Source organism: Cyclobacterium xiamenense, from assembly GCF_009467825.1.
Taxonomy (GTDB): domain Bacteria; phylum Bacteroidota; class Bacteroidia; order Cytophagales; family Cyclobacteriaceae; genus Cyclobacterium; species Cyclobacterium xiamenense.
Genome location: NZ_WIOK01000031.1, coordinates 21,441 through 40,596, shown reverse-complemented (window position 1 = coordinate 40,596; position 19,156 = coordinate 21,441). Strand labels below are relative to the sequence as shown.

Here is a 19,156-nt window from a genome sequence, read left to right as displayed (position 1 = left end):
ATTTTTGGATTATGATTTCTTTTGTTGATATGCGTAATCGAACTTAAGAAGCGTTAGGAAGTAGCCAAACTCTTCGTTCGTCATCAGGTGTATTTCATCTTTTAGTGTTTTGAGGGACTCCAAATCTTCCCCATCCAAATCCGGAATCATTAGGGTCAAAGACTCGATAAATCCCCGTTTGGATTTGGATGTGAACAGCTCCTTTTCTACCAGTGTGACCCTTGACATTCCTTTTCCGGTATTTCTATACCGCAATATGACCTCAGCCATTTTAGGGGTATAGTCTGTAATTTCTTCTTTGTTTCGTGTTAACATAGCGACTAACCAGGTTTTGTATGCTTGATAATTAATTGTGTCTTCTTCTTTTTTGAAGGATAGATTTTTGCCATCTGTCATGTATTTTTTCATGCTTTCAGGGCGAAGTGCTTGTAATCCTATACTTCCCAATTCACAGGCCCGTTTGATATGCATCCCGAACAGGCTTTCAAACTCTTTTTTGTTAGTTTTAAAGTTTCCAAAGAGTTTTTGATAAACCTCTTTGATATTTTCTCCAGACTTTAGTTGAAAAGGAATAAAGCCAATGGTTTTATTTGTCTGGCCAAAACCATAAACATATCCCATCATCTCAGCTTTGGGAAATTGTGTTGAAAGACTAAAAAACAACTGGCTCCAGCTTACTGTGGATACTTCTGCCATGGTTGTATCCACTTTGAATATTTTCTGGTTGGTCAGTTCTGAAAAATCAAAATCTTCCCGGTATTCCTCAGGATTTAGCGAATAGGTCAACCACCGCCCGTTCCACGTGTTGATTTGATTTCCCCGAAGTTTTTCCAAAGTAGGATCGTTCAAATACTTTCGATAAATTTTCCAACCCTTGAAGGTTTGAAGAGTAATACTGGGGTTATCAAAAAGAATGGAAAAGCCACCAGCAACGGTAATCCCCAAGCCGCTTCCAATCCAGGATAGGTAAACTTCATCTTCATCCGCCGGTATAACCACATTACTGACTAATCCGGAAGTGCTCGCATACTCCTTAGACTCGGAAGCCGGATACCCCAAAGCAAAACTCGCATCAGGGATTTCATTTTTGGCTTTTTCGAAAAGGTTTTCGAGCTTTTCTATTCGTTGGTCGATTGAAAGTAAATGAGGCTTTTGTCCGCTTTTCATTTGTACAAAAGGCGAATTGGTTACCCATTGCATGTATTTTGGATGGTTGTAAAACAATTCCCAATACTCCTTTTCAAAAAATGCTCTAGGGGACAGCTCTTGGCCATTTTTTTCATTATATGCATTGAGAAAAGTCCTACCTATTACTGCTGTGATCATAATATTTGGTTATTTACGTCAAAGTTGCTTTCCCTTATTTGCTTTACATCCAAGCCAATTTCAAAATCATACGCTTTATCTGGGATGATAAAGGGCTTGTTGCCATTTTGTGCTTGGTTCATTCCCTTCACTGCAAAATACCTTACCGGTATTTCCATTTCCAACCTTCTTTCGAAACTCGCATTTTCATATGCTTCCAAATCTGCTTCACAAATACAGGATACTCCGTCAATATCTAGCAATTCAAACAAAATCGATTTGCTCCGATGTGTAAGCTTGTCAATGGAAATTTTACCATCTGATTTAAATACAGCATGTTCTTCTATATTCATAAAATCAATTGCGGGAAACACATAGTCAATTTTCCCCTGCAAATCCCGCTCTTTTAAAACTTGGTTGTCCTCCAAAACATCATAGGACCTTTGGAGTACTTCCACATCATAGGGCAGGGAGTCGTTTTTATTTTCCCAAGGAGCAATTACAAAGACTGGCTTGGTTTTCCCTATGGTGTCCTCGGTTCTTCTTCGATTAATCCGCCCAAAACGCTGAATCAATGCATCTATTGGGGCAGTCTCTGTCACCATTAGGTCAAAACTGATATCCAGGCTTACTTCTACGATCTGCGTGGATACCACTATGCAAGCTTCGGAAGAGGTGTTAAATTCTCCGTTCTGATTTCCTTCCTCATCCAAGCCAAGTAATTGTTTTTCTTTAAAATTTCTATCAGCTCTTTTAAAGCGGCTATGGAGCAAAAGAATCGGAGTATCCGGATACAATTCTTTTAAATAGAGATAGGCTTTTTGCGCTCTGGCAACCCGATTATAGACTACCAATACTTTCTTTTCCTCTTCAATCGCCTGATGGATAAAGGGCAAACTTTCTTCAAACGAATTGATTTTGTATAGAGTGTGCCGGTCAAATTTATCCAGCTCCTCAGGAGTTAGTTTTTCCTCTAAGATATCATCGCCCAATTCTTCGACTATTTTCTGATATAGCTTTGTTGGCATAGTAGCCGTTCCTATGTGAATGGAACAGCCCAATTGCCTGAGAATCTGAACTAGTTTTAGTACTATTGCCTGAGAAACGCCTGTATAGGTATGGATTTCGTCCAAGATGATATCACACCCTTTTAAGTCAAGCAACATGGCTTCGTAACCTTTCATTCCGAAAGCAATTGCAGCCAATTGATGCGGTGTCATTATTTTAATCGCCGAACCGAACAGTGGCTGCAAAACGCTCTCCTCTTCCCTGCGATTCTGCCGGACCACCATAGAGGCGGCATGCAAAACCCTTATGTCAAGATCCGGGTTGTCCGCTTGCAAATCCTTGGACACCCGCTTAAACATGGCATTGATAGACGCTTGAAACGGGAGCGTATAAAACACACGGCCTTTTGTCCTCTTGAAAAGATAGTCCGTTTTCCCCGCACCCGTACTGGCCACAACAAGGGTATGTTTCTTTGGAGAATCGGTTTCTTTCTGTGAAAGAGGGTAAAGGGGATGTGTACGGTTAAAAAAAGTAAGATTGGGTACACGAAAAGCTTTTTTAAGGTTTTCCTCGGTCCTATTGATTAGAGCTGATGCAAAGTGATCCGCCCCCATGAGCAACCCTCTCCACTCCGCATATCCCCTAATTTTCGTTTGTTTCTTACAATAGGATATTGCGTAGGAAAGATTTTGTCTCGCTACTTCTTCACCAAACGGGCTACAGGGAATTCCGAGATCAGTTAGTAGTTTAAAGGCATTTGGTGACCATTGATCCCAATTGCCCAGATGGTAGTCGATATAGTCATATCCGTTTTCCAAATCCAACAACCCCTTGTCGCCAGAATCATTTTTGGCTGATTTGTGGTGAGCAATGACCATATCCAATAAAGCTGGGTATTCTTCTTCAGGGAATATAGATAGGAAGAATAATGAACATATTTCATGCCTAAAAACTTTGGTGTACCTCCCTTTGTCTTTTACCCTTTTTTGAAATTCAGGATGTGCTTTCCCTATATCGTGAAGAATTGCACCATTGAATGCCACGGATTCTTCCATTCGCAAATAGTTGGCAAAGGACTGTGCCGCAAAGGAGACATGCAAAAGATGGTCTCTTAGCGGAGTGAATTCAGGAGCGGACTTTGCGAGTAGTTTTTCCATTAGAAGGATGAAACCGGTTTGCCAACGACTTTTATCCATCCATACATAGGCTCATTTGTTATTCGGTGATAGCCTACCAGAAATGATTTTTCAGTTTTTTCGAAGACTAATTCGAAGCCTGGGAACCTCTCTTCATCCTGTTGAAATGACTTTTTACTGGCCTCAATTAAATTATCGGGATACAACATATCTTCATTCCTGCAAAGACATACATGTTGTTTTTTTGCGTTTGCCGCATCGCCTTTGGATGTAAAAGCCAAATGGAGGATCGGATTTTGCAAAATGCCCCGTATCAATATCGCCTTGGGTCGTTCGAAGAGGAACTCTTTGCCTTTTCTGGTTGCATTCCATCCTCTGGTTTGAATCACCTCCTGTTGCCCTGACACTTGATCGTATGACAGTCTGTGACCTGCTATTTTCTGTATGCCTGAAATGGATAAAAGCTCAGGGAATAGCTTTTTTTCAATGCCCTCTATTATGGAAGGGGTCAAAAACTGCTGGCTAAACGTCTCACTGTCTCTAACAGCCGTCCAGGGCTTAATAAAACCAAATGGGCCGGAATATTTTACAACATAGTATGTCATTTTTTCATTATTTTAATGCGCCAAATCCAATACCGGTGGAGTTACCTATTCCCACGTTCCATGCGAAAGCAACCTGCTCCGGAGTTCCTTCGACAATGACTGGGCACATACTGGCTTTACAGCCAATGCCATTGTAATCAATTATTTTTGTTTTGGGATGGTGATAATTGTGGTCAAAAGATACCCTTACTCCTTCGGAGCTCAATCCGGCTTTTTCCAGCTTTGTTTGGAGGGTTTGGGTCAATAGCCCCGAACTTTCTGGATCCTTGAACAGGTAATAGTGAACCCTGTTGCCTTGATTCCGCTTTATGAACACGGGGCTGTTCAGAAAAAATTTCTGCCTGGTATCAAACGGAGGTTCCTTCACAATAACCAGGTCCGTTACATGCATCCCAAAGTTGATTTCCGGATCCTCCTGGATATTGCTGACTAAGGTTTTGAGCAGCGATACGTCAAAAGCACTGATGCTCCATTCGGCTCCGAGGGAAAACTTCAGCCCTTCTTTTACCATCTCGCCACCCTGTAGCCAGGATAAGGAATAAAGGGATAGTTCATCATGCTCTTTATTATTTCCCAGCCACTTGTGAAACCTGCCCACCAAAAATTTTTGGTAGTTGAAAGGGACCAGGGTCTTGGCGGGTGATGTCTTTAAGATTAATCTCATTTCACTGGAATTTATTTAAAAAAGCGGAAATTTGCTTTTTTCTACACAGGAATTAAATATAATTATTTTTTTAGATAACACTTTAGTTTTTTAATTTTACTAGTCTTTGATTGAAATTCATTCAAGGTATTGAAAAATTACGCTTTACTCTTTAGAAAGAGCTTAATCGCACCATCTTGGATTTCCCGGAGGAAAAACAATTCCTCCGGTCCTTTATTTATGTAAAAGCCAGGCAAATATGGATATAGATTTTTCAGGGTTAAGTGAAAGGAATGGTGACTATCCGGACAGGATAACTCAATCTGAAATTCTTTCTGTATTGGACAATCCCAGGCACAGGCTTTCCACGCTGGAAGACTATCCTATGAAAGATTTTTATACCATTGCTTGCGGATATAGTTCCAAAAAAAGGATCTTACTGATTGCTTCAACTAGTGAAAATCTAAAACGCAAAATTCTTCAGGTGAAAGTCGCTGATGAAGAGGAAATAGAACATTTCTATTGTGCCGGGTAATAGAATTACAGTATATTTGAGGTATGGACAAAAAAGCAAAAAACCTTAACCCCTTTGCACAGGCCAGTACCAATGAAGAAAGGGAGCGGGTATGGAAATCACTAAAAGCCGTGGCGAGACCTGTTTCAAAGAAAGAAGGTGAGCGGTTAATGAAGGAAGCCATTCGACTACAGTTGGAAAACAACAAATAACTTTTCATTTTTCCTTCTTTCATTTTCTATCTTTCTCTTACCCCCACACAACCAAATCCCTGACTCCCCAAATGCCCGAATCCGGCATTTGTCCATGGTGATTTATCCTACCCGATTCCCTGGCCACACGGTATCGATCAAAAGAAATTCTCGAAAACGTAAATAGGCGAAAGGAACGGCCAAAAGCCAGATAGCCTTGCTGGTGTAAAAAGTCGCTAAAGTGGCTGTCTGCCCGGTCGATGGTTTTGTAGATCAGGGAGGAAAGTTCGTATTGGTAATTGATTGGGAGAAGCGATCCCGCCTCTTTTTGAAGTGTAATTAATAACCGCATGTCTCGTTTATAGGAATGCCCGTTGCTACCGGAAGGCCCACACCTTCGGCCCGTGATTCACAGCAGTGAAACCATTAAAAGAACGAAATAAGAAATAGGTAGTTGGGGAAAATGGTCGTCCTCAATCGAAATCAATATCGGGAAAATGGAAAAGAAATAAAATACCGGGATCGGGGTATTTTTTCCGAATTTTTGTTGTAATGTTTTCTTGAGGCATGGGTGATCATGGAGACGATGCATTGTGTTCTGGAAATGAACCAACTGCGCCGGAAGAAATCAACTTACTTCTCTGCTCTCGAAGAATTCTACCCAGCCTTCCTGAAAGGACTGCTGGGTGTCCCGGCTCCACTCCCTCGAATGAAAATAGGCCCTTAGCGTTTCGTTTATTGGAGTGATGGACACCTTTTCCAGTTCATAGGGCATTTTCATATCCAGTCCCAGCCACTCTCGATAGGAGCGGTATTCCGGATGTTTTTTGTTATCGATTGCATCACAAAAATCCTGGTACCCCCAGGCACCGCCTACATCTTCTGGAGGACACTTTCCATAGGCGTCCATGCAAATGGGAATCCCCTTGAATTCAATTAGATCCTGCTTTGTCGGCTTTAAGAAGCTGATCTTATGCCACCAGTCGTCCCCGAAATCGTACCAGTACCACAGGTTTTTCCTGCCAATCCGTTCCATGTAGTCTCGTTTCAGTAGAAGCCTGTGAGCTTCGTATTCATAGGGTAGTGGTTCCTCGTACGATTCAAATGCGCCAAAGCTGGCAATCAGTTTCGGTCGCTGCCGGGTATCCATAAATTGGAACAAGTGACTGAACGTCCAGCCCATTGCAATTTGGAGAACAGCGTGCAGTTGCATCATATTGATATAGTCGGGGACCAATAGTTTTCTGTACACCCCATGAGGCATGTTTTCAAGCTGAACACCCAGTTTGACGGGGTTTAATTGAATGTTTGAGGAAGACATAGATTTATACCGTTACTGAACCGAAGCCCTCCGCAAGTGAGCCGGCAATTCGAAATGTCGAAAAAAAATTGAAAAGGTGTGTCATATGGGTGGGTTGTTTTTGGAAATTTTTCGGACAAGGCCAATACCTCAAGTGCAAATCGCTTAAGCCGCTCCCTGATATCGATTTTGTAGTTGACCCAATTGCTGTTTTCCATCCTAATTGGATTTAAGATTGAAGAAAGAATGATTGAATAGATTGAAGAAAATAGATTGATTAAGATTGAAGAAAAGAGATTGAATAAGATTGAAAAATGGCCAATCTCCCATCAATCTCCCATCAATCTCCCTTTCAATCTCCCTTCAACCTGACGCCTGAGCCCGTCGAAGGCCAATCTCCCTTTCAATCTCTATCAATCTCCTGACGAAGCCCAATCTCCTATCAATCTCTCCTCAATCTGACGACTAAGCCCAATCACCACTCAATCTCCCAAAACATATTATTCCTGTCACCTCGAGGAAACCCTCTTACGCATATGCGAGAGAATTTTTAGCAATTCAAGGCTTTCTTTGTGAAGATCTTTCACCTCTTCGGTGATTAAAATGCCAGCTGCTATCACCAGGTCAAGCCACATTTCGGTTTCATCGGTCTCCTCAATGACAATACTTAACTTGCTGAAAAACTCCGCCTTGGACCGGGCTCTCATTGCGGCCCTGTAATTGGCATACATGGAAGTTCCGGATTTTGTCACTTGGTAATTGATCACATTTGCCCGGGTTGTTTTTGGAAATTTTTCGGACAAGGCCAATACCCCAAGTGCAAATCGTTTAAGCCGCTCCCTGACATCGATTTTGTAGTTGACCCAATTGCTGTTTTCCATCCTAATTGGATTTAAGACTGAAGAAAGAATGATTGAATAGATTGAAGAAAATAGATTGACAAAGATTGAAGAAAAGAGATTGAATAAGATTGAAAAATGGCCAATCTCCCCTCAATCTCCCTTTCAATCTCTATCAATCTCCCTTCAACCTGACGCCTGAGCCCGTCGAAGGCCAATCTCCCATCAATTTCCCTTCAACCTGACGCCTGAGCCCGTCGAAGGCCAATCTCTCTTTCAATCTAAGGCCGGATAATCGTCCCGTCAAATTTCCGTACGGTCCAGTTGGAGCGGGTATGCATGGGGTATTTTTTGGCCAGGTCCTCGTTGATGTCCACACCCAGGCCCGGAGCTTCGTTTACCCACATGTAGCCGTCTTTCATGATCGGAGAACCAGGGAAGATTTCCCGGGACAACTCGGAAATACGCGCCGCTTCCTGAATGCCAAAATTCCACACCGCCAGGTCAATGTGCGCATTGGCGGCGTGCCCTACGGGTGATACATCTCCCGGGCCATGCCAGGCGGTTTTTATTCCGTAAAATTCTCCCAGCCGCGCTACTTTCATGGCCGGACTGATGCCTCCGATTTGGGAGATGTGGATGCGGATGTAATCAAACATCCGGTTGGTAATCGGCTCCTTAAATTCGTTGATATTGTTAAAGAGTTCGCCCATGGCCAACGGAACCGTGGTGGCTTCCCGAAGGGCCTGAAACCATTCCATCTGCTCCGGAGAAAAGGGGTCCTCGATAAAAAACGGATGGTAGGGCTCCGTACTTTTGACCACCCGTATGGCATCCATGGGTTCCAGTCGCTCGTGAATATCGTGCAGCAATTCCACCTCTTCTCCACATTGCCGGCGCACGGTCTCAAAAAGCTTTGGCACATCCCGAATGTATTTCCCCTGGTCCATGTATTGATCCGATTCCCTCCCGTAGCCTTGTTTTTTGAAGTCCGGCTCTCCGGTAAGGGCGGTTCCGCCGTAGCCTCCCTGCTGTATGCGCACGTACCGGTAGCCTTCTTCCATGTATCCGGATACCTGATCCGCTGCGGCCTCCGGGGTGTTGCCGCTGGCATGGGTGTAGCAAGGAACCGCAAAGCGGCATTTTCCACCCAATAGCTGGTACACGGGCATATTGGCCCGCTTGCCCTTGATGTCCCAAAGTGCCTGGTCCAGCCCGCTGATGGCGTTGTTCAGGACGGGCCCGTTGCGCCAGTAGGAACTCACAAAGGCGGATTGCCACATGTCTTCGATGGTGTCCACGTCTTTTCCCACACAGAAGTCCTGTAAGTATTTTTCGATGGCCGTGATTACAGCAAAGGCTCGTTGGGTGAAGGTGGCGCAGCCCAATCCATACAGGCCTGGTTCGGAGGTCTCTACTTTGACCACGATGAGATTTGATCCGCTGGGAGCCGTTCCGATCGCCCTCACGTTCGTGATTTTTAATGGGGGAAGCCCGTTGAGCGAGGTGGGTGTTGCGTTTTCGTTTCGTGCATGTGCAAGGGGATGCACGCCTAATAGTCCGGCAGCAGCCCCCAGTCCCAGTCCTTTAAGTAGGTTTCTTCGTGTTGTGTTTTTTGGTCTCATGATCTGATTGGGTTTGTTTCGTTCGTTATCGCCTTTTGTCCTTCGTACTTACCAATCCACCACCGATCCATCCCGGGGATCGTAGGTTTCGGGGTTGGTCCAGTCGTGTCCAATTTTATCCGCCAGAGCCGCTTCGTCCAGTTCGATGCCCAGTCCGGGACCTTCCGGCAGCAATACGGTGCCGTCGGCTTCCAGCCGGAAGGGTTTTTTCAGGTAACCTTCTCCCAGAGACACCTGTTCCTGCACCAAAAAGTTGGGGATGCTGGCGGCCAGCTGAAGGCCACAGGCCAGGGAAATGGGGCCCATGGGGTTATGAGGAGCGATGGCGGCGTAGTAGGCCTCGGCCATTCCGGCGATCAACCGACCTTCGGTCAGGCCACCTGCATGACACAGGTCCGGTTGTAAAATGCTCGCTGCACCCTTTTCCAGCAATTCCCGAAATCCCCATTTGGTAAAGATCCGTTCGCCGGTGGCGATGGGCAGGTGTGTGCTTCGGGCAATGTCTACCAGAACGTCCACATTTTGGGCCTGGCAGGGCTCTTCGATAAACATGGGTTGATAGGGCTCCAGGGCCTTGATCAATACTTTGGCGGTCTGTGGAGAAATGGCCCCGTGAAAATCAATGCCAATGTCCATTTCCGGGCCGCCGGCTTCCCTCAGCGCGGCAAAGTTCTCCACCGCGTAGTCGATAAAGGCCGGGTTTTCCACCATCCGGGCAGGTTGTTTTTTGGCTACCCCGGTTTTGATGACCGTGTAGCCTTCGGCCTTGCGTTTCTTCATGTCTTCGGCATTGCTGGCCCTACCGTATATCCGCACCCGGTCCCGGGTGGGGCCACCGAATAGTTCGTAGACAGGAATTCCCAGCAATTTCCCCTTGATATCCCAAAGGGCCTGGTCAATGCCGCTAAGGGCCGAAGTAAGAATGGGTCCGCCCCGGTAAAAGGCATGCCGGTAGATGGCCTGCCAGTGATGCACCACCCGACGCGGGTCTTTTCCGATCAGGTAGGGCTCAATTTCCTTGATGGCGGTCTGAATGGTCAGTGCCCGTCCCTCCAGCAAAGGTTCTCCCAGCCCGGTGACACCGGCGTCGGTGTGAATTTTTAGAAATATCCATCGGGGTTTGACCAGAAAGGTTTCTAATTTGGTGATCCGCACCTCGTTTTTTTGCAAGGTTTGAGGGGCGGGTTGTTCGGCATAGGAGGACAGGGGAAGCATCAGACTAGTTCCTGCCAGTCCCAGTACCGACTGTATGGCTGCCCTGCGGGATAAAGCCCGGCTGCCGTTCGTGCTGTTTTTTTTGGGTTGGGATTTCATGCGAGGGGTTCTTTTTGGGTGGATGGGTTTTGGAAGGTACCGGGATTACCAGTTATGGATGGCTCCATCCGGACTTTTCAGGAAGGGATGAGTAAATTCCGTGTTTTTGGTTACCTCAAATAGGAAGTATGCCTTCTCCGGATCAAAAGTGACCCCCAATCCTGGTCTGTCATTGAGGTGTACCTTTCCCTCTCTGAAATCGATAAAATCTTCGTTGAAGTAGGCGGGTTTTTCCGGTTCTCCACCGGCAAGTTCAATCATGCAGCGGCTAGGGCTGGAGGAGCCCAGCACGTGCACCAGCGCTGCGGTAGAAAGCGGGCCGGTAAAGTGGGGGATGATACCCACGTAATGCGTTTCGGCTATGGCAATGATTTTTTTTAGCTCCGAAATCCCACCGGTATTGGGAAGGGTCACCCGGCTATAATCGATCAGGTGGTTTTCCATCAGTACATTGCTGTCCCAGCGGTCGCCAAATTGTTCGCCTACTGCAATGGGCACTTTGGTCATGTTACGGATGGTCCGGTACACTTCCGGGTTCTCCGATCGGATGATATCTTCCACAAAATAGGGCTCCAATTCTTCCAGGGCATCGCAGATTTTGATGGCTTCCGGGGTATCAAACCGGGTGTGCAGGTCCACTGCCCAGTTGCCGCTGCCGCCTACTGCCTTGTCCAGCTGTTCACAGAGAGCAATGGTTTTTTTGCTGTGTTCGTAAAAATCAAAGGGCATGTCTCCATTTCCTCCCGTAGGACCGATGCGGTAGCACCTGAGGCCCGCTTCCAGGCAGTCCAGCGCCCGGCCTTCCATGGTATTGGCAGTGGATTTCCGAAAGCCGGTGGCGTAGCATTCCACGTAATTCCGGGTCTTGCCGCCCAGCAGTTCGTAGAGAGGAACATCCAGGGCCTTGCCTTTCAGGTCCCATAGGGCCATTTCAATGGCACCCAGCCCGTGCAGTTTTTCTTTTCCGGGTGGATAAAACATGCCCCGGTACAGGTACTGCCAGAGGTGTTCGATGCGGAAGGGATCTTCTCCGATCAGCATCTCGGCGCATTGCCGCACCATGTCCGGGGTACCTCCTTCTCCAATCCCGATCAATCCCGAGTCGGTTTCTACTTCAACGATACCTCTAGCCTGATTAAATAGCGGTTTGTTATAGCCGGGAGCGGCGTAGTAGCGGATTTTTTTGATTTTATAATCGGAGCGGGCCTGGGATACCAAGGGAAGGCCAGACAAGGCGGCCATGGTCCCCAGGGAACCCAATTTTAAAAACTGTCTTCGTTGCATGGGTTATATGGGTAATCGGCGATAAAATTTTCTATAATCTTCTAATAAATCCTGAAAAAAGCAAATGCCATGTGGTGAAAAAGAAGGGATACCTTCGAATCAAATTTCCAGACTGTACTAGCCGGTAAGGCCAATAGGCGCCTGGATATACATTCAGTTAAAGAGGAACCTAAACCCCAGAGAAGGTTGAAGCAGGGCAATGCCAGCCCGTTTGGGGAGCAGCACCAATTCGCCTTGATCGGTGTAAGAAGCACTTTTTTTGGTGAGAAAGTCCATAGGCTCCGAGTCAACCCGACTGACTTTTAGCTCCAGAAACGTATCCTTGCTGGAATTCACCGCAACCATGACCCCTACCCCCACCTGCCCCATCAGGGCCCAGTCGTGGAATTCGGTTCCGGAGCTGATCGGCTCGGACAATCGGTTTTCCCGTACGTGCGAGCGGGTATACGTATGGATGCCGCCGATCTGTCCTTCCAAAAACGGCCTGTAACGGGAATTCAAATCGGGCATCACCCTTACTACTCCCATAAGGTTGACATAATTGTTGTTTCGCCGGATCCGGAAACCCTGATTTACCCCTGGAAACAGGTCCCGTCTTTTGGTCACTGCGGTGCCATACCGGCCATACCCCAAATCGGCACCGATAAAAATGGGTGTCTTGCGAATCCCATGCAGCACACGTAACCCGAGTGCGGGTACCAAAGGAATGTCCGATGTGCTTCTAAACGTGCCTGTCGGGATCCCGGCGTCGAAATGGATACCGGCCAGTAGTTCCTGGGATTTTCCTTCCAGCAGGGGAAGAGACCAGGCGAGGGAGCAGATCAGAAGGAAGCGTATCGTCATGGCAAACAGGGTCTAGTGCATAAAGACAATACGATCAAACGAGCTAGTTGGTTTTCATATCCCAATAGGATGCTTCTTGGGCGAGGGGATCAAGGCCGCTCCGGCAGGCATTCCCCGACGATGCAGAAAAGGTGCTAGAAAAATGTATCCGGACATGTAGCGTTTGAAGCCTTTTTTACGTAAAGTCGGTAGATAGATAAAAAACCAAACCTGTATGAAAAGGAAACAATACTTGATCGGTGTTTTCTGCGCATCTTTCGCGCTGAGCGCTTGTGATTGGACCGGTGGTGGCGAAGAGGAATCCGCAGTACCCAACCTCCGGGCGCTGCAGGCAGCAGAGCAGGAAATGGTCCTGTCCAGTTCTCGCTTTGCGATGGACCTGTTCCATCAGCTTCAGCAATCCGAAGACGTGAATCAGTTTTACAGCCCCTACAGCATCCATCAGGCCCTTTCCATGGCCATGAACGGCAACGAGGGAGAGGTGCTGGAGGAGTTCGCCCGGGTCTTGCGCTACGAAGGCATGACCTTGGAACAGGCCAACGAGGCGGCCCGATCCCTAACCAAATTTTTACTGGAACTGGACCCGAAAGTCCGGCTGTCCATTGCCAATGCCATTTGGTACAAGCAGGGTTTTGACGTACATCCGGAGTTTGAAGAAACGGTTCGCAATAGCTTTGGCGCAGAAGTGGCCGGTTTGGATATGGGTAATCCTCAATCGGTCAACGTGATCAACAACTGGATCGAAACCAATACCGAAGGGCTGATCAAGGATATGCTGGATCAAATTTCTCCCCTTGCGGCCATGTACCTGGTCAATGCCATCTATTTCAAGGCCGATTGGAAATACCGCTTCCATGCTTCCAATACCGAAAAAGCTCCGTTTTATATCAACCCCCAGCAGGAAGTGCAGGTAGACATGATGCAGATGGAAAAGCCGGCCACCTTTCGGTACTTTAGCAACGGGGAGTTGAAGTACCTGGAGATCCCCTACAGTACTGGTCAGTACAACATGGGCGTGATTACTTCGGATGAATTTGATCTGGACGAAAAACTGCAAGGGTTTTCCTTCGAGGATCTGGAAAATTGGCGGGAGCAGGCTTTAGAAGCCAATTTTATCCTACAGCTACCCAAGTTCAAGATGCGCTATAAAATGGAAGAAATGAAAGAAGACCTGATAGCCATGGGCCTGAAGAAACCATTTGATCGCAGTCCGATGAACTTTACCCGATTGTTTTCGCATCCCACCGAACCCAAGTTTATCAGCCGGGTGATCCACGACGCGTTGATCGAGGTGGACGAGCGGGGAAGTGAAGCGGCGGCGGCCACGGTGGTAGAAATAGAATTTACCTCTGTTGGTCCGCCGCGCCAACCAAACGTCTTTCGTCTGGACAAGCCCTTTGTTTTCTTAATCCAGGACAAGCACAGCGGTGCCATTCTTTTTATGGGAAAACTGGGCGATCCTTCCCTGCTGAATTAAATCAGGGATTAACTTAAATGCTGAGATCATAGAGTTGGCCTGATAGTATTTTTAAAGCTGGGCCAAATCATTCAGGGTTGGTGGTAAAGGGTTATCTACCAAACTTAACATAGGTCAATGCAGGGATCAATGCGCATCCTTTATTTTGTATCCAACTAAATGGATGACAAAATGATGCATTTTAAATTTACTACCGGAAAGTTACCTTATTGGCCAGCTGTCAGTACTATCCTTTGGGTTTTGGTCCTCTTTTCTTTGGGTACGGGAATTTACGATTGGTTCTTCCACCAACGGCACCTGGATTGGTACGAGCAGCTTGACTTTATCATGCTCAACGGGTTGACGGATGCAGTAGGATTTTTTTTGGTTTGGTTAGTTTTAAGGTGGATGGCTGAAAAACTGATGAATAAATCCATCGAATTAACCGTTAAGCCTTCGGAGTCTGAGGAGCATTAGGCCTTTCAAATAAATTATGTCTTCGTGATACCTGCAGCCCATTTGTACCTTCCAGGGAAAAAATGACCATGAACGTTACTTTTTCCGGTAAGCATTGTAGCACATGGGGTTCGTTTTGCGTCTGGGGAATACCCGAAACCGGATGTTATCATGAAAAATTACTGCTTTCTTTTCGCTTCGCTTTGCGGGTTGTTTTGGTCCTGTAATGGGATAACTGGGGAAGATGAACCACTGAAACCCAGGATTCGGACCCTTCAACTGGCAGAGAATTCTCTGGTTAACAGCAGTGCTGCTTTTGCAATGGACCTCTTTCAGCAGCTACAAAGCAGGGAGGGGCCCAACCAATTTTTCAGCCCCTACAGCATTCACCAGGCACTTGCCATGGCTATGAACGGAAATGAGGGGGAGACCTTGGAGCAATTCAGGCAAGTACTCCATTTTGAAGGGTTAGACATGGAGGAGGCAAACGAGGCGGCAGGTACCCTTACCCGGTTTTTGATGGAATTGGATCCAAAGGTCCGTTTATCCATAGCCAATGCCATTTGGTACAAGCAAGGCTATACCCTGGATGAAGGGTTTGCCAGTAGCCTACGTGACGCCTATGCCGCCGAATTGGCTGCCCTGGACATGGCCAATCCCCAAGCAGCCGACATCATCAATCGGTGGATTGAAACGAATACGGAAGGCCTGATAAAGGATATGTTGGATCAGGTTCCGGCCAGTGCGGTCATGTACCTGGTCAATGCCATCTACTTTAAAGCAGACTGGAAGTACCGGTTCGATGAGAGGCTAACGAAAAAAGCTCCATTCACCACCTTCGATGGGACTGAGGTGCAGGTCGATATGATGCAATTGGAGGAGGCCACTACCCTAAAATTTCGGAGGGAAAATGGGATGGATTACCTGGAAATCCCCTACAGCACCGGGCAGTATAGCCTGGGGATTTTGACATCGGATGAAGGATTGCAAGAAAAGCTGGAAGGGCTGGACCTGGAATCGTTGGAGCAGTTCCGCGAAGAGGCCGAGGAAATGAATTTTCTGCTGCACATGCCAAAATTTAGCATGCGCTACAAAGTGGATAACCTGAAGGAAGACCTGATAAGCTTGGGGCTTACCCTTCCATTTCAAAACCATCCAGGTAATTTTACCCGTCTGTTTGCCAATACTACCGGTCCCTTGACGATAAGTCGGGTAATCCACGAGGCCCTGATCGAAGTGGACGAAAAAGGAAGCGAAGCTGCAGCCGCTACCATCGTGGAGATTGTAGAGACCAGTGCTCCTGGGTTACCCTCTTTTTCAGAATATAAGCTGGATAAACCATTTGTGTTTTTTATTCAGGAAAACCACAGCGGTGTCGTCCTTTTTATGGGCAAATTGGGTGACCCTTCCCTATTGGATTGAATCCCGACCCGTTTATAGCCCGGAGAAAAAGTCAGTTCTTTCCCGCTCAGCCGCTTCTAGTTTTTTCTTCAGGTCCGCGACAAGTTGCGGGTGGTCCTCCCGGATGTTTTGATAGGGCATGGGTTGCTCCCGGTTCGCAAACAGATTGATTTCCAGGGTGTCCCCGCTCGCTTTTTCGATCCATACCATCAATCGGTGGTCGCGGGTTCGTGCCGTTTTTCCACGTACCCCCCAGGCATCCCGTTCTCCTACTACGAACTCCTTGAGCGGGGCTTCCGGGTTATCCAAAGCAGCTTTGAAACTTGTCCCTTCCAGGTGGTCGGGGGCTGTAATCCCGCAGAGTTCGGCAAGTGTAGGGAAAATGTCCACGGTCTCCACCATCCCGTCAGCCGCCGCACCGGGTTGATTCATTCCGGGTTGCCGGACGATAAGTGGACTGTTGAGGGCGATATCGAAATTGGTGTGTTTGCCCCAGATGCCGTAATCACCCAGGTGCCAGCCATGGTCTCCCCACAAAACCACAAGGGTACGGTCATTCAAACCCAGGCGTTCCAGTTCGTCCAGTACCTTCCCTATCTGCGCATCGACGTAGCTAACCGCTGCCAGGTACCCGTGTTTGAGGATTTTTTCCCGTTTCGGCGTGATTTTCCAGCCAAGGGTATCGCCTGGCCAGGTGTAGGTTCCCCGCGGTTCGTAGCTGTCTCGTCCGTAGTGCAGGCTTAGGTCGGAGGCGATATTTTCTGGCATGTTCGGATACTGGGAGGTGGGGATGCTTTCCGGATCGTACAAGTCCCAATAGTGTTTGGGAGCATTAAAGGGGAGGTGGGGTTTATAGAATCCCACAGCCAGAAAAAACGTGGAATCCTTGAGTTGCCGCAATTGCTGGATGGCTGCTGCGGCGTTGTGCCCATCTGCGTAGCCCTCATCGACCACCGCCGCCGCTTCAAAGGGGGGCAGGCTGCGGTTGGTTGGCCGGCCGTAATAGCTTGTCCGGGCCTTTCCTCCGGCATAGGAGAAAAAGGCACTCCAGGGTTCCCTCCATTCACCAACAGGAGCATAGGATTCATCCCAACTGTAAGGCACTTCGTGCAAGGTTTGTAGGGAATCCATCACCCCACCGGGCTGGTGGGAAATCTTACCGATACCGACGGTGCGGTACCCGTTTTCTTTAAAGAGTTGAGGCAGGGAAAAAATACCGGTTGGTTTCGTTCCGGATTCCCGGATGGTTTTGAAAATGTCCCAATCGGTGGTCCGTGTGCCCGAAAGCAGGGTGGACCGGGACGGCCCGCATGCGGCCGCATGGACAAAGTGATTGAAAAATACCCGTCCTTCTCCTGCCAGTTTATCGATATTCGGTGTATGCACGTAATCAACGCCGTAACAACCCAGTTCCGGACGTAAGTCGTCTACCGCAATAAACAGCACGTTGAGTTTTTCATTTTTTGCCTCCCGATTTTCACAAGCAAAAAAAGCGAGTGCAACTAGTGGCAGGCCGGTTAGGAGTAATCGTATTTTCATAAGTTCCTGTCGGTCGATTTTCGTGCTAAAGTAAAGAAATTCGGTTACAATTTACCCGAAAGCACAGCACATGGGCCTGATCCGCTGCTCATTCCGTTCGAAAATCAGGCTCGAAAAAATCGTATGAATTGGGGCAATTCTGTTTCTTTAAAACTAAAAAAAAACCTACCAGGCCCAATACGGCCCGGTAGGCGATTGGATCAATTAGGGATTAATCCATGGGGATCGATAACAAATTTTTTGGCGGCACCTCCATCAAAGTCCTTGTATCCCTGCACGGATTCCTGCAAGGATATCACCTGTACGTTTACTGCCTTGGCGATCTGCACCTTATCGTAGAGGATGGCCTGCATCAGTTGCCGGTGGTATTTCATCACGGGGCATTGTCCGGTATGAAAGGAGTGCGATTTTGCCCAGCCGAGACCGAGGCGAATACTCAAACTCCCTTTTTTGGCAGCGGCGTCGATGCCTCCCGGGTCTCCGGTCACATAAAGGCCGGGAATGCCAATGCTTCCGCCGGCACGGGTAATGTCCATCACGGAATTCAGTACGGTGGCCGGTGCTTCTTTATCGGCATCTGCTCCATGGCCTTTTGCTTCAAATCCCACACAATCCACGGCGCAGTCCACTTCGGGTACACCTACGATTTCGGCGATGGCATCAGGCAATGGGGTTTTGTTCCTCAGGTCGATGGTTTCGCAGCCAAAGCTTTTGGCCTGAGCCAGGCGTTCGGGAATCATATCGCCTACAATCACCACGGCGGCGCCAAGCAAATGACAGGAAGCCGCACAGGCCAGTCCGACCGGTCCTGCACCTGCCACGTAGACAATGGATCCGGGCCATACGCCAGCGGTCACTGCGCCGTGATAACCGGTTGGGAAAATATCGGAGAGCAGGGTCAGATCGCGTATCTTTTCCATGGCCTGGTCCTTATCCGGAAACTTCAGCAGGTTGAAATCGGCATAGGGGACCATTACGTATTCCGATTGGCCGCCAACCCAGCCACCCATGTCTACGTACCCGTAGGCAGCGCCCGGTCGGGCGGGATTTACGTTCAGGCAAATACCTGTTTTTCCTTCCTTGCAATTGCGGCAGCGGCCGCAGGCGATGTTGAAGGGCACCGATACCAGGTCACCTTCTTTAATGAATTCTACGTCCCTTCCAGCTTCGATCACGAGTCCGGTAATTTCATGGCCCAGAATCAGGCCTTCCGGGGCGGTGGTCCTGCCCCGTACCATGTGCTGGTCGCTTCCGCAAATGTTGGTAGAGACGATTTTTAGGATGACCCCGTGATGGCATTTTCGGTCTCCGAGGGCCAATTTTGGATAATCGATTTCCCGGACCTCTACTTTCCCGGGTTCTACATAGGCTACTCCGTGATTCTTACACATGTGTTTTTGGTTTATTTTGGGTAATGGATTTTTAAGGTGCTTTTTTTCAGACAGGCTGAAATTTTAAACAATCGAATTAATGTAACCAATTATTTTGTCAAAGGCAATTAACTGGAAATTTTGTGATTCAATTGAACGAAAAAACGGATCGCTGTCTCAAGAAAAAATCGGCGATCGGGTTTGATGGAATGCGCGATTCACTTTTTCTATACACGGAATTTCGGGAAGCGCGATGCGGCGGTGGTTCAGGAAAGGCTGCAGGGAAACCCGGATGGCCCGCATAGCTTCCGAAAAGCGGGTTGGGTA

General features: G+C 47.7%; 18 protein-coding genes. 5 read left to right on the top strand and 13 right to left on the bottom strand.

Annotation, left to right across the window (positions count from 1 at the left end):
* Positions 1-9: 9 nt before the first annotated feature.
* The 4 genes from GCU44_RS18955 to cas6 are packed head-to-tail and all read right to left on the bottom strand — an operon-like array spanning position 10 to position 4,718.
* Positions 10-1,326: a hypothetical protein gene (locus GCU44_RS18955; RefSeq protein ID WP_154858658.1), complete on the bottom strand. Its 1,317-nt coding sequence runs from the start codon at positions 1,324-1,326 to the stop codon at positions 10-12.
* Positions 1,323-3,470, bottom strand: a complete 2,148-nt coding sequence (gene cas3, locus GCU44_RS18950) for a CRISPR-associated helicase Cas3' (protein WP_154858656.1) — start codon at positions 3,468-3,470, stop codon at positions 1,323-1,325. The genes GCU44_RS18955 and cas3 overlap by 4 nt, the downstream gene beginning before the upstream one ends.
* Positions 3,470-4,054 carry a hypothetical protein gene (locus GCU44_RS18945; protein ID WP_154858654.1) on the bottom strand — a complete coding sequence of 195 codons (585 nt, stop codon included), beginning with the start codon at positions 4,052-4,054 and terminating at the stop codon, positions 3,470-3,472. The genes cas3 and GCU44_RS18945 overlap by 1 nt, the downstream gene beginning before the upstream one ends.
* 7 nt (positions 4,055-4,061) lie before the next feature.
* Positions 4,062-4,718: a CRISPR-associated endoribonuclease Cas6 gene (gene cas6, locus GCU44_RS18940; RefSeq protein ID WP_154858652.1), complete on the bottom strand. Its 657-nt coding sequence runs from the start codon at positions 4,716-4,718 to the stop codon at positions 4,062-4,064.
* Positions 4,719-4,956: 238 nt separating this feature from the next.
* On the opposite strand from cas6, the gene GCU44_RS18935 reads away from it, so the two are divergent.
* Positions 4,957-5,232 carry a hypothetical protein gene (locus GCU44_RS18935; protein ID WP_154858650.1) on the top strand — a complete coding sequence of 92 codons (276 nt, stop codon included), beginning with the start codon at positions 4,957-4,959 and terminating at the stop codon, positions 5,230-5,232.
* Between the two features lie 23 nt (positions 5,233-5,255).
* Complete coding sequence (locus tag GCU44_RS18930) at positions 5,256-5,423, top strand: hypothetical protein (RefSeq protein ID WP_154858648.1); 168 nt, start codon at positions 5,256-5,258, stop codon at positions 5,421-5,423.
* Positions 5,424-5,460: 37 nt separating this feature from the next.
* Here GCU44_RS18930 and GCU44_RS18925 read toward each other — a convergent pair whose 3' ends face one another.
* The 7 genes from GCU44_RS18925 to GCU44_RS18895 all read right to left on the bottom strand — a co-directional run bounded on the left by GCU44_RS18925 (position 5,461) and on the right by GCU44_RS18895 (position 12,607).
* Positions 5,461-5,754, bottom strand: coding sequence for a hypothetical protein (locus tag GCU44_RS18925; RefSeq protein ID WP_154858646.1), 294 nt, complete (start codon positions 5,752-5,754; stop codon positions 5,461-5,463).
* 276 nt (positions 5,755-6,030) lie between these two features.
* Entirely contained in the window at positions 6,031-6,723 is a 693-nt protein-coding gene (locus GCU44_RS18920) for a plasmid pRiA4b ORF-3 family protein (protein WP_154858644.1), read from the bottom strand.
* Between the two features lie 488 nt (positions 6,724-7,211).
* Entirely contained in the window at positions 7,212-7,583 is a 372-nt protein-coding gene (locus GCU44_RS18915; RefSeq protein ID WP_154858642.1) for a four helix bundle protein, read from the bottom strand.
* Positions 7,584-7,822: 239 nt separating this feature from the next.
* Positions 7,823-9,166: an enolase C-terminal domain-like protein gene (locus tag GCU44_RS18910; RefSeq protein ID WP_154858640.1), complete on the bottom strand. Its 1,344-nt coding sequence runs from the start codon at positions 9,164-9,166 to the stop codon at positions 7,823-7,825.
* A 48-nt stretch (positions 9,167-9,214) separates the two neighbouring features.
* On the bottom strand, positions 9,215-10,480 hold the full coding sequence (gene dgoD / locus GCU44_RS18905; protein WP_154858638.1) for a galactonate dehydratase: 1,266 nt from the start codon (positions 10,478-10,480) through the stop codon (positions 9,215-9,217).
* 45 nt (positions 10,481-10,525) lie between these two features.
* On the bottom strand, positions 10,526-11,764 hold the full coding sequence (locus tag GCU44_RS18900; protein WP_154858636.1) for a mandelate racemase/muconate lactonizing enzyme family protein: 1,239 nt from the start codon (positions 11,762-11,764) through the stop codon (positions 10,526-10,528).
* A gap of 153 nt (positions 11,765-11,917) precedes the next feature.
* The gene (locus GCU44_RS18895; protein WP_241685025.1) at positions 11,918-12,607 is read right to left on the bottom strand and encodes a hypothetical protein; all 690 of its coding nucleotides are present in this window, start codon (positions 12,605-12,607) and stop codon (positions 11,918-11,920) included.
* 214 nt (positions 12,608-12,821) lie between these two features.
* On the opposite strand from GCU44_RS18895, the gene GCU44_RS18890 reads away from it, so the two are divergent.
* The 3 genes from GCU44_RS18890 (at position 12,822) to GCU44_RS18880 (ending at position 15,941) form a co-directional block, all read left to right on the top strand.
* Positions 12,822-14,084: a serpin family protein gene (locus GCU44_RS18890; RefSeq protein WP_154858634.1), complete on the top strand. Its 1,263-nt coding sequence runs from the start codon at positions 12,822-12,824 to the stop codon at positions 14,082-14,084.
* Between the two features lie 171 nt (positions 14,085-14,255).
* Complete coding sequence (locus GCU44_RS18885) at positions 14,256-14,540, top strand: hypothetical protein (protein ID WP_154858632.1); 285 nt, start codon at positions 14,256-14,258, stop codon at positions 14,538-14,540.
* Positions 14,541-14,690: 150 nt separating this feature from the next.
* A complete protein-coding gene (locus GCU44_RS18880; RefSeq protein WP_154858630.1) occupies positions 14,691-15,941 on the top strand; it encodes a serpin family protein in 1,251 nt (416 codons plus the stop codon).
* Positions 15,942-15,953: 12 nt separating this feature from the next.
* On the opposite strand, the gene GCU44_RS18875 is transcribed toward GCU44_RS18880, so the two are convergent.
* Together GCU44_RS18875 and fdhA are read right to left on the bottom strand one after the other, a co-directional pair.
* Complete coding sequence (locus GCU44_RS18875; RefSeq protein ID WP_154858628.1) at positions 15,954-17,459, bottom strand: sulfatase; 1,506 nt, start codon at positions 17,457-17,459, stop codon at positions 15,954-15,956.
* A 200-nt stretch (positions 17,460-17,659) separates the two neighbouring features.
* Positions 17,660-18,850, bottom strand: a complete 1,191-nt coding sequence (gene fdhA / locus GCU44_RS18870; protein WP_154858626.1) for a formaldehyde dehydrogenase, glutathione-independent — start codon at positions 18,848-18,850, stop codon at positions 17,660-17,662.
* Positions 18,851-19,156 lie beyond the last annotated feature (306 nt).

What these genes read in the sequence shown, in the direction of transcription:
- GCU44_RS18955 (WP_154858658.1), bottom strand. Translation starts at nt 1,326, where the DNA reads ATGATCACAGCAGTAATAGGTAGGACTTTTCTCAATGCATATAATGAA.
- cas3 (WP_154858656.1), bottom strand. Translation starts at nt 3,470, where the DNA reads ATGGAAAAACTACTCGCAAAGTCCGCTCCTGAATTCACTCCGCTAAGA.
- GCU44_RS18945 (WP_154858654.1), bottom strand. Translation starts at nt 4,054, where the DNA reads ATGACATACTATGTTGTAAAATATTCCGGCCCATTTGGTTTTATTAAG.
- cas6 (WP_154858652.1), bottom strand. Translation starts at nt 4,718, where the DNA reads ATGAGATTAATCTTAAAGACATCACCCGCCAAGACCCTGGTCCCTTTC.
- GCU44_RS18935 (WP_154858650.1), top strand. Translation starts at nt 4,957, where the DNA reads ATGGATATAGATTTTTCAGGGTTAAGTGAAAGGAATGGTGACTATCCG.
- GCU44_RS18930 (WP_154858648.1), top strand. Translation starts at nt 5,256, where the DNA reads ATGGACAAAAAAGCAAAAAACCTTAACCCCTTTGCACAGGCCAGTACC.
- GCU44_RS18925 (WP_154858646.1), bottom strand. Translation starts at nt 5,754, where the DNA reads ATGCGGTTATTAATTACACTTCAAAAAGAGGCGGGATCGCTTCTCCCA.
- GCU44_RS18920 (WP_154858644.1), bottom strand. Translation starts at nt 6,723, where the DNA reads ATGTCTTCCTCAAACATTCAATTAAACCCCGTCAAACTGGGTGTTCAG.
- GCU44_RS18915 (WP_154858642.1), bottom strand. Translation starts at nt 7,583, where the DNA reads ATGGAAAACAGCAATTGGGTCAACTACAAAATCGATGTCAGGGAGCGG.
- GCU44_RS18910 (WP_154858640.1), bottom strand. Translation starts at nt 9,166, where the DNA reads ATGAGACCAAAAAACACAACACGAAGAAACCTACTTAAAGGACTGGGA.
- dgoD (WP_154858638.1), bottom strand. Translation starts at nt 10,480, where the DNA reads ATGAAATCCCAACCCAAAAAAAACAGCACGAACGGCAGCCGGGCTTTA.
- GCU44_RS18900 (WP_154858636.1), bottom strand. Translation starts at nt 11,764, where the DNA reads ATGCAACGAAGACAGTTTTTAAAATTGGGTTCCCTGGGGACCATGGCC.
- GCU44_RS18895 (WP_241685025.1), bottom strand. Translation starts at nt 12,607, where the DNA reads ATGACGATACGCTTCCTTCTGATCTGCTCCCTCGCCTGGTCTCTTCCC.
- GCU44_RS18890 (WP_154858634.1), top strand. Translation starts at nt 12,822, where the DNA reads ATGAAAAGGAAACAATACTTGATCGGTGTTTTCTGCGCATCTTTCGCG.
- GCU44_RS18885 (WP_154858632.1), top strand. Translation starts at nt 14,256, where the DNA reads ATGATGCATTTTAAATTTACTACCGGAAAGTTACCTTATTGGCCAGCT.
- GCU44_RS18880 (WP_154858630.1), top strand. Translation starts at nt 14,691, where the DNA reads ATGAAAAATTACTGCTTTCTTTTCGCTTCGCTTTGCGGGTTGTTTTGG.
- GCU44_RS18875 (WP_154858628.1), bottom strand. Translation starts at nt 17,459, where the DNA reads ATGAAAATACGATTACTCCTAACCGGCCTGCCACTAGTTGCACTCGCT.
- fdhA (WP_154858626.1), bottom strand. Translation starts at nt 18,850, where the DNA reads ATGTGTAAGAATCACGGAGTAGCCTATGTAGAACCCGGGAAAGTAGAG.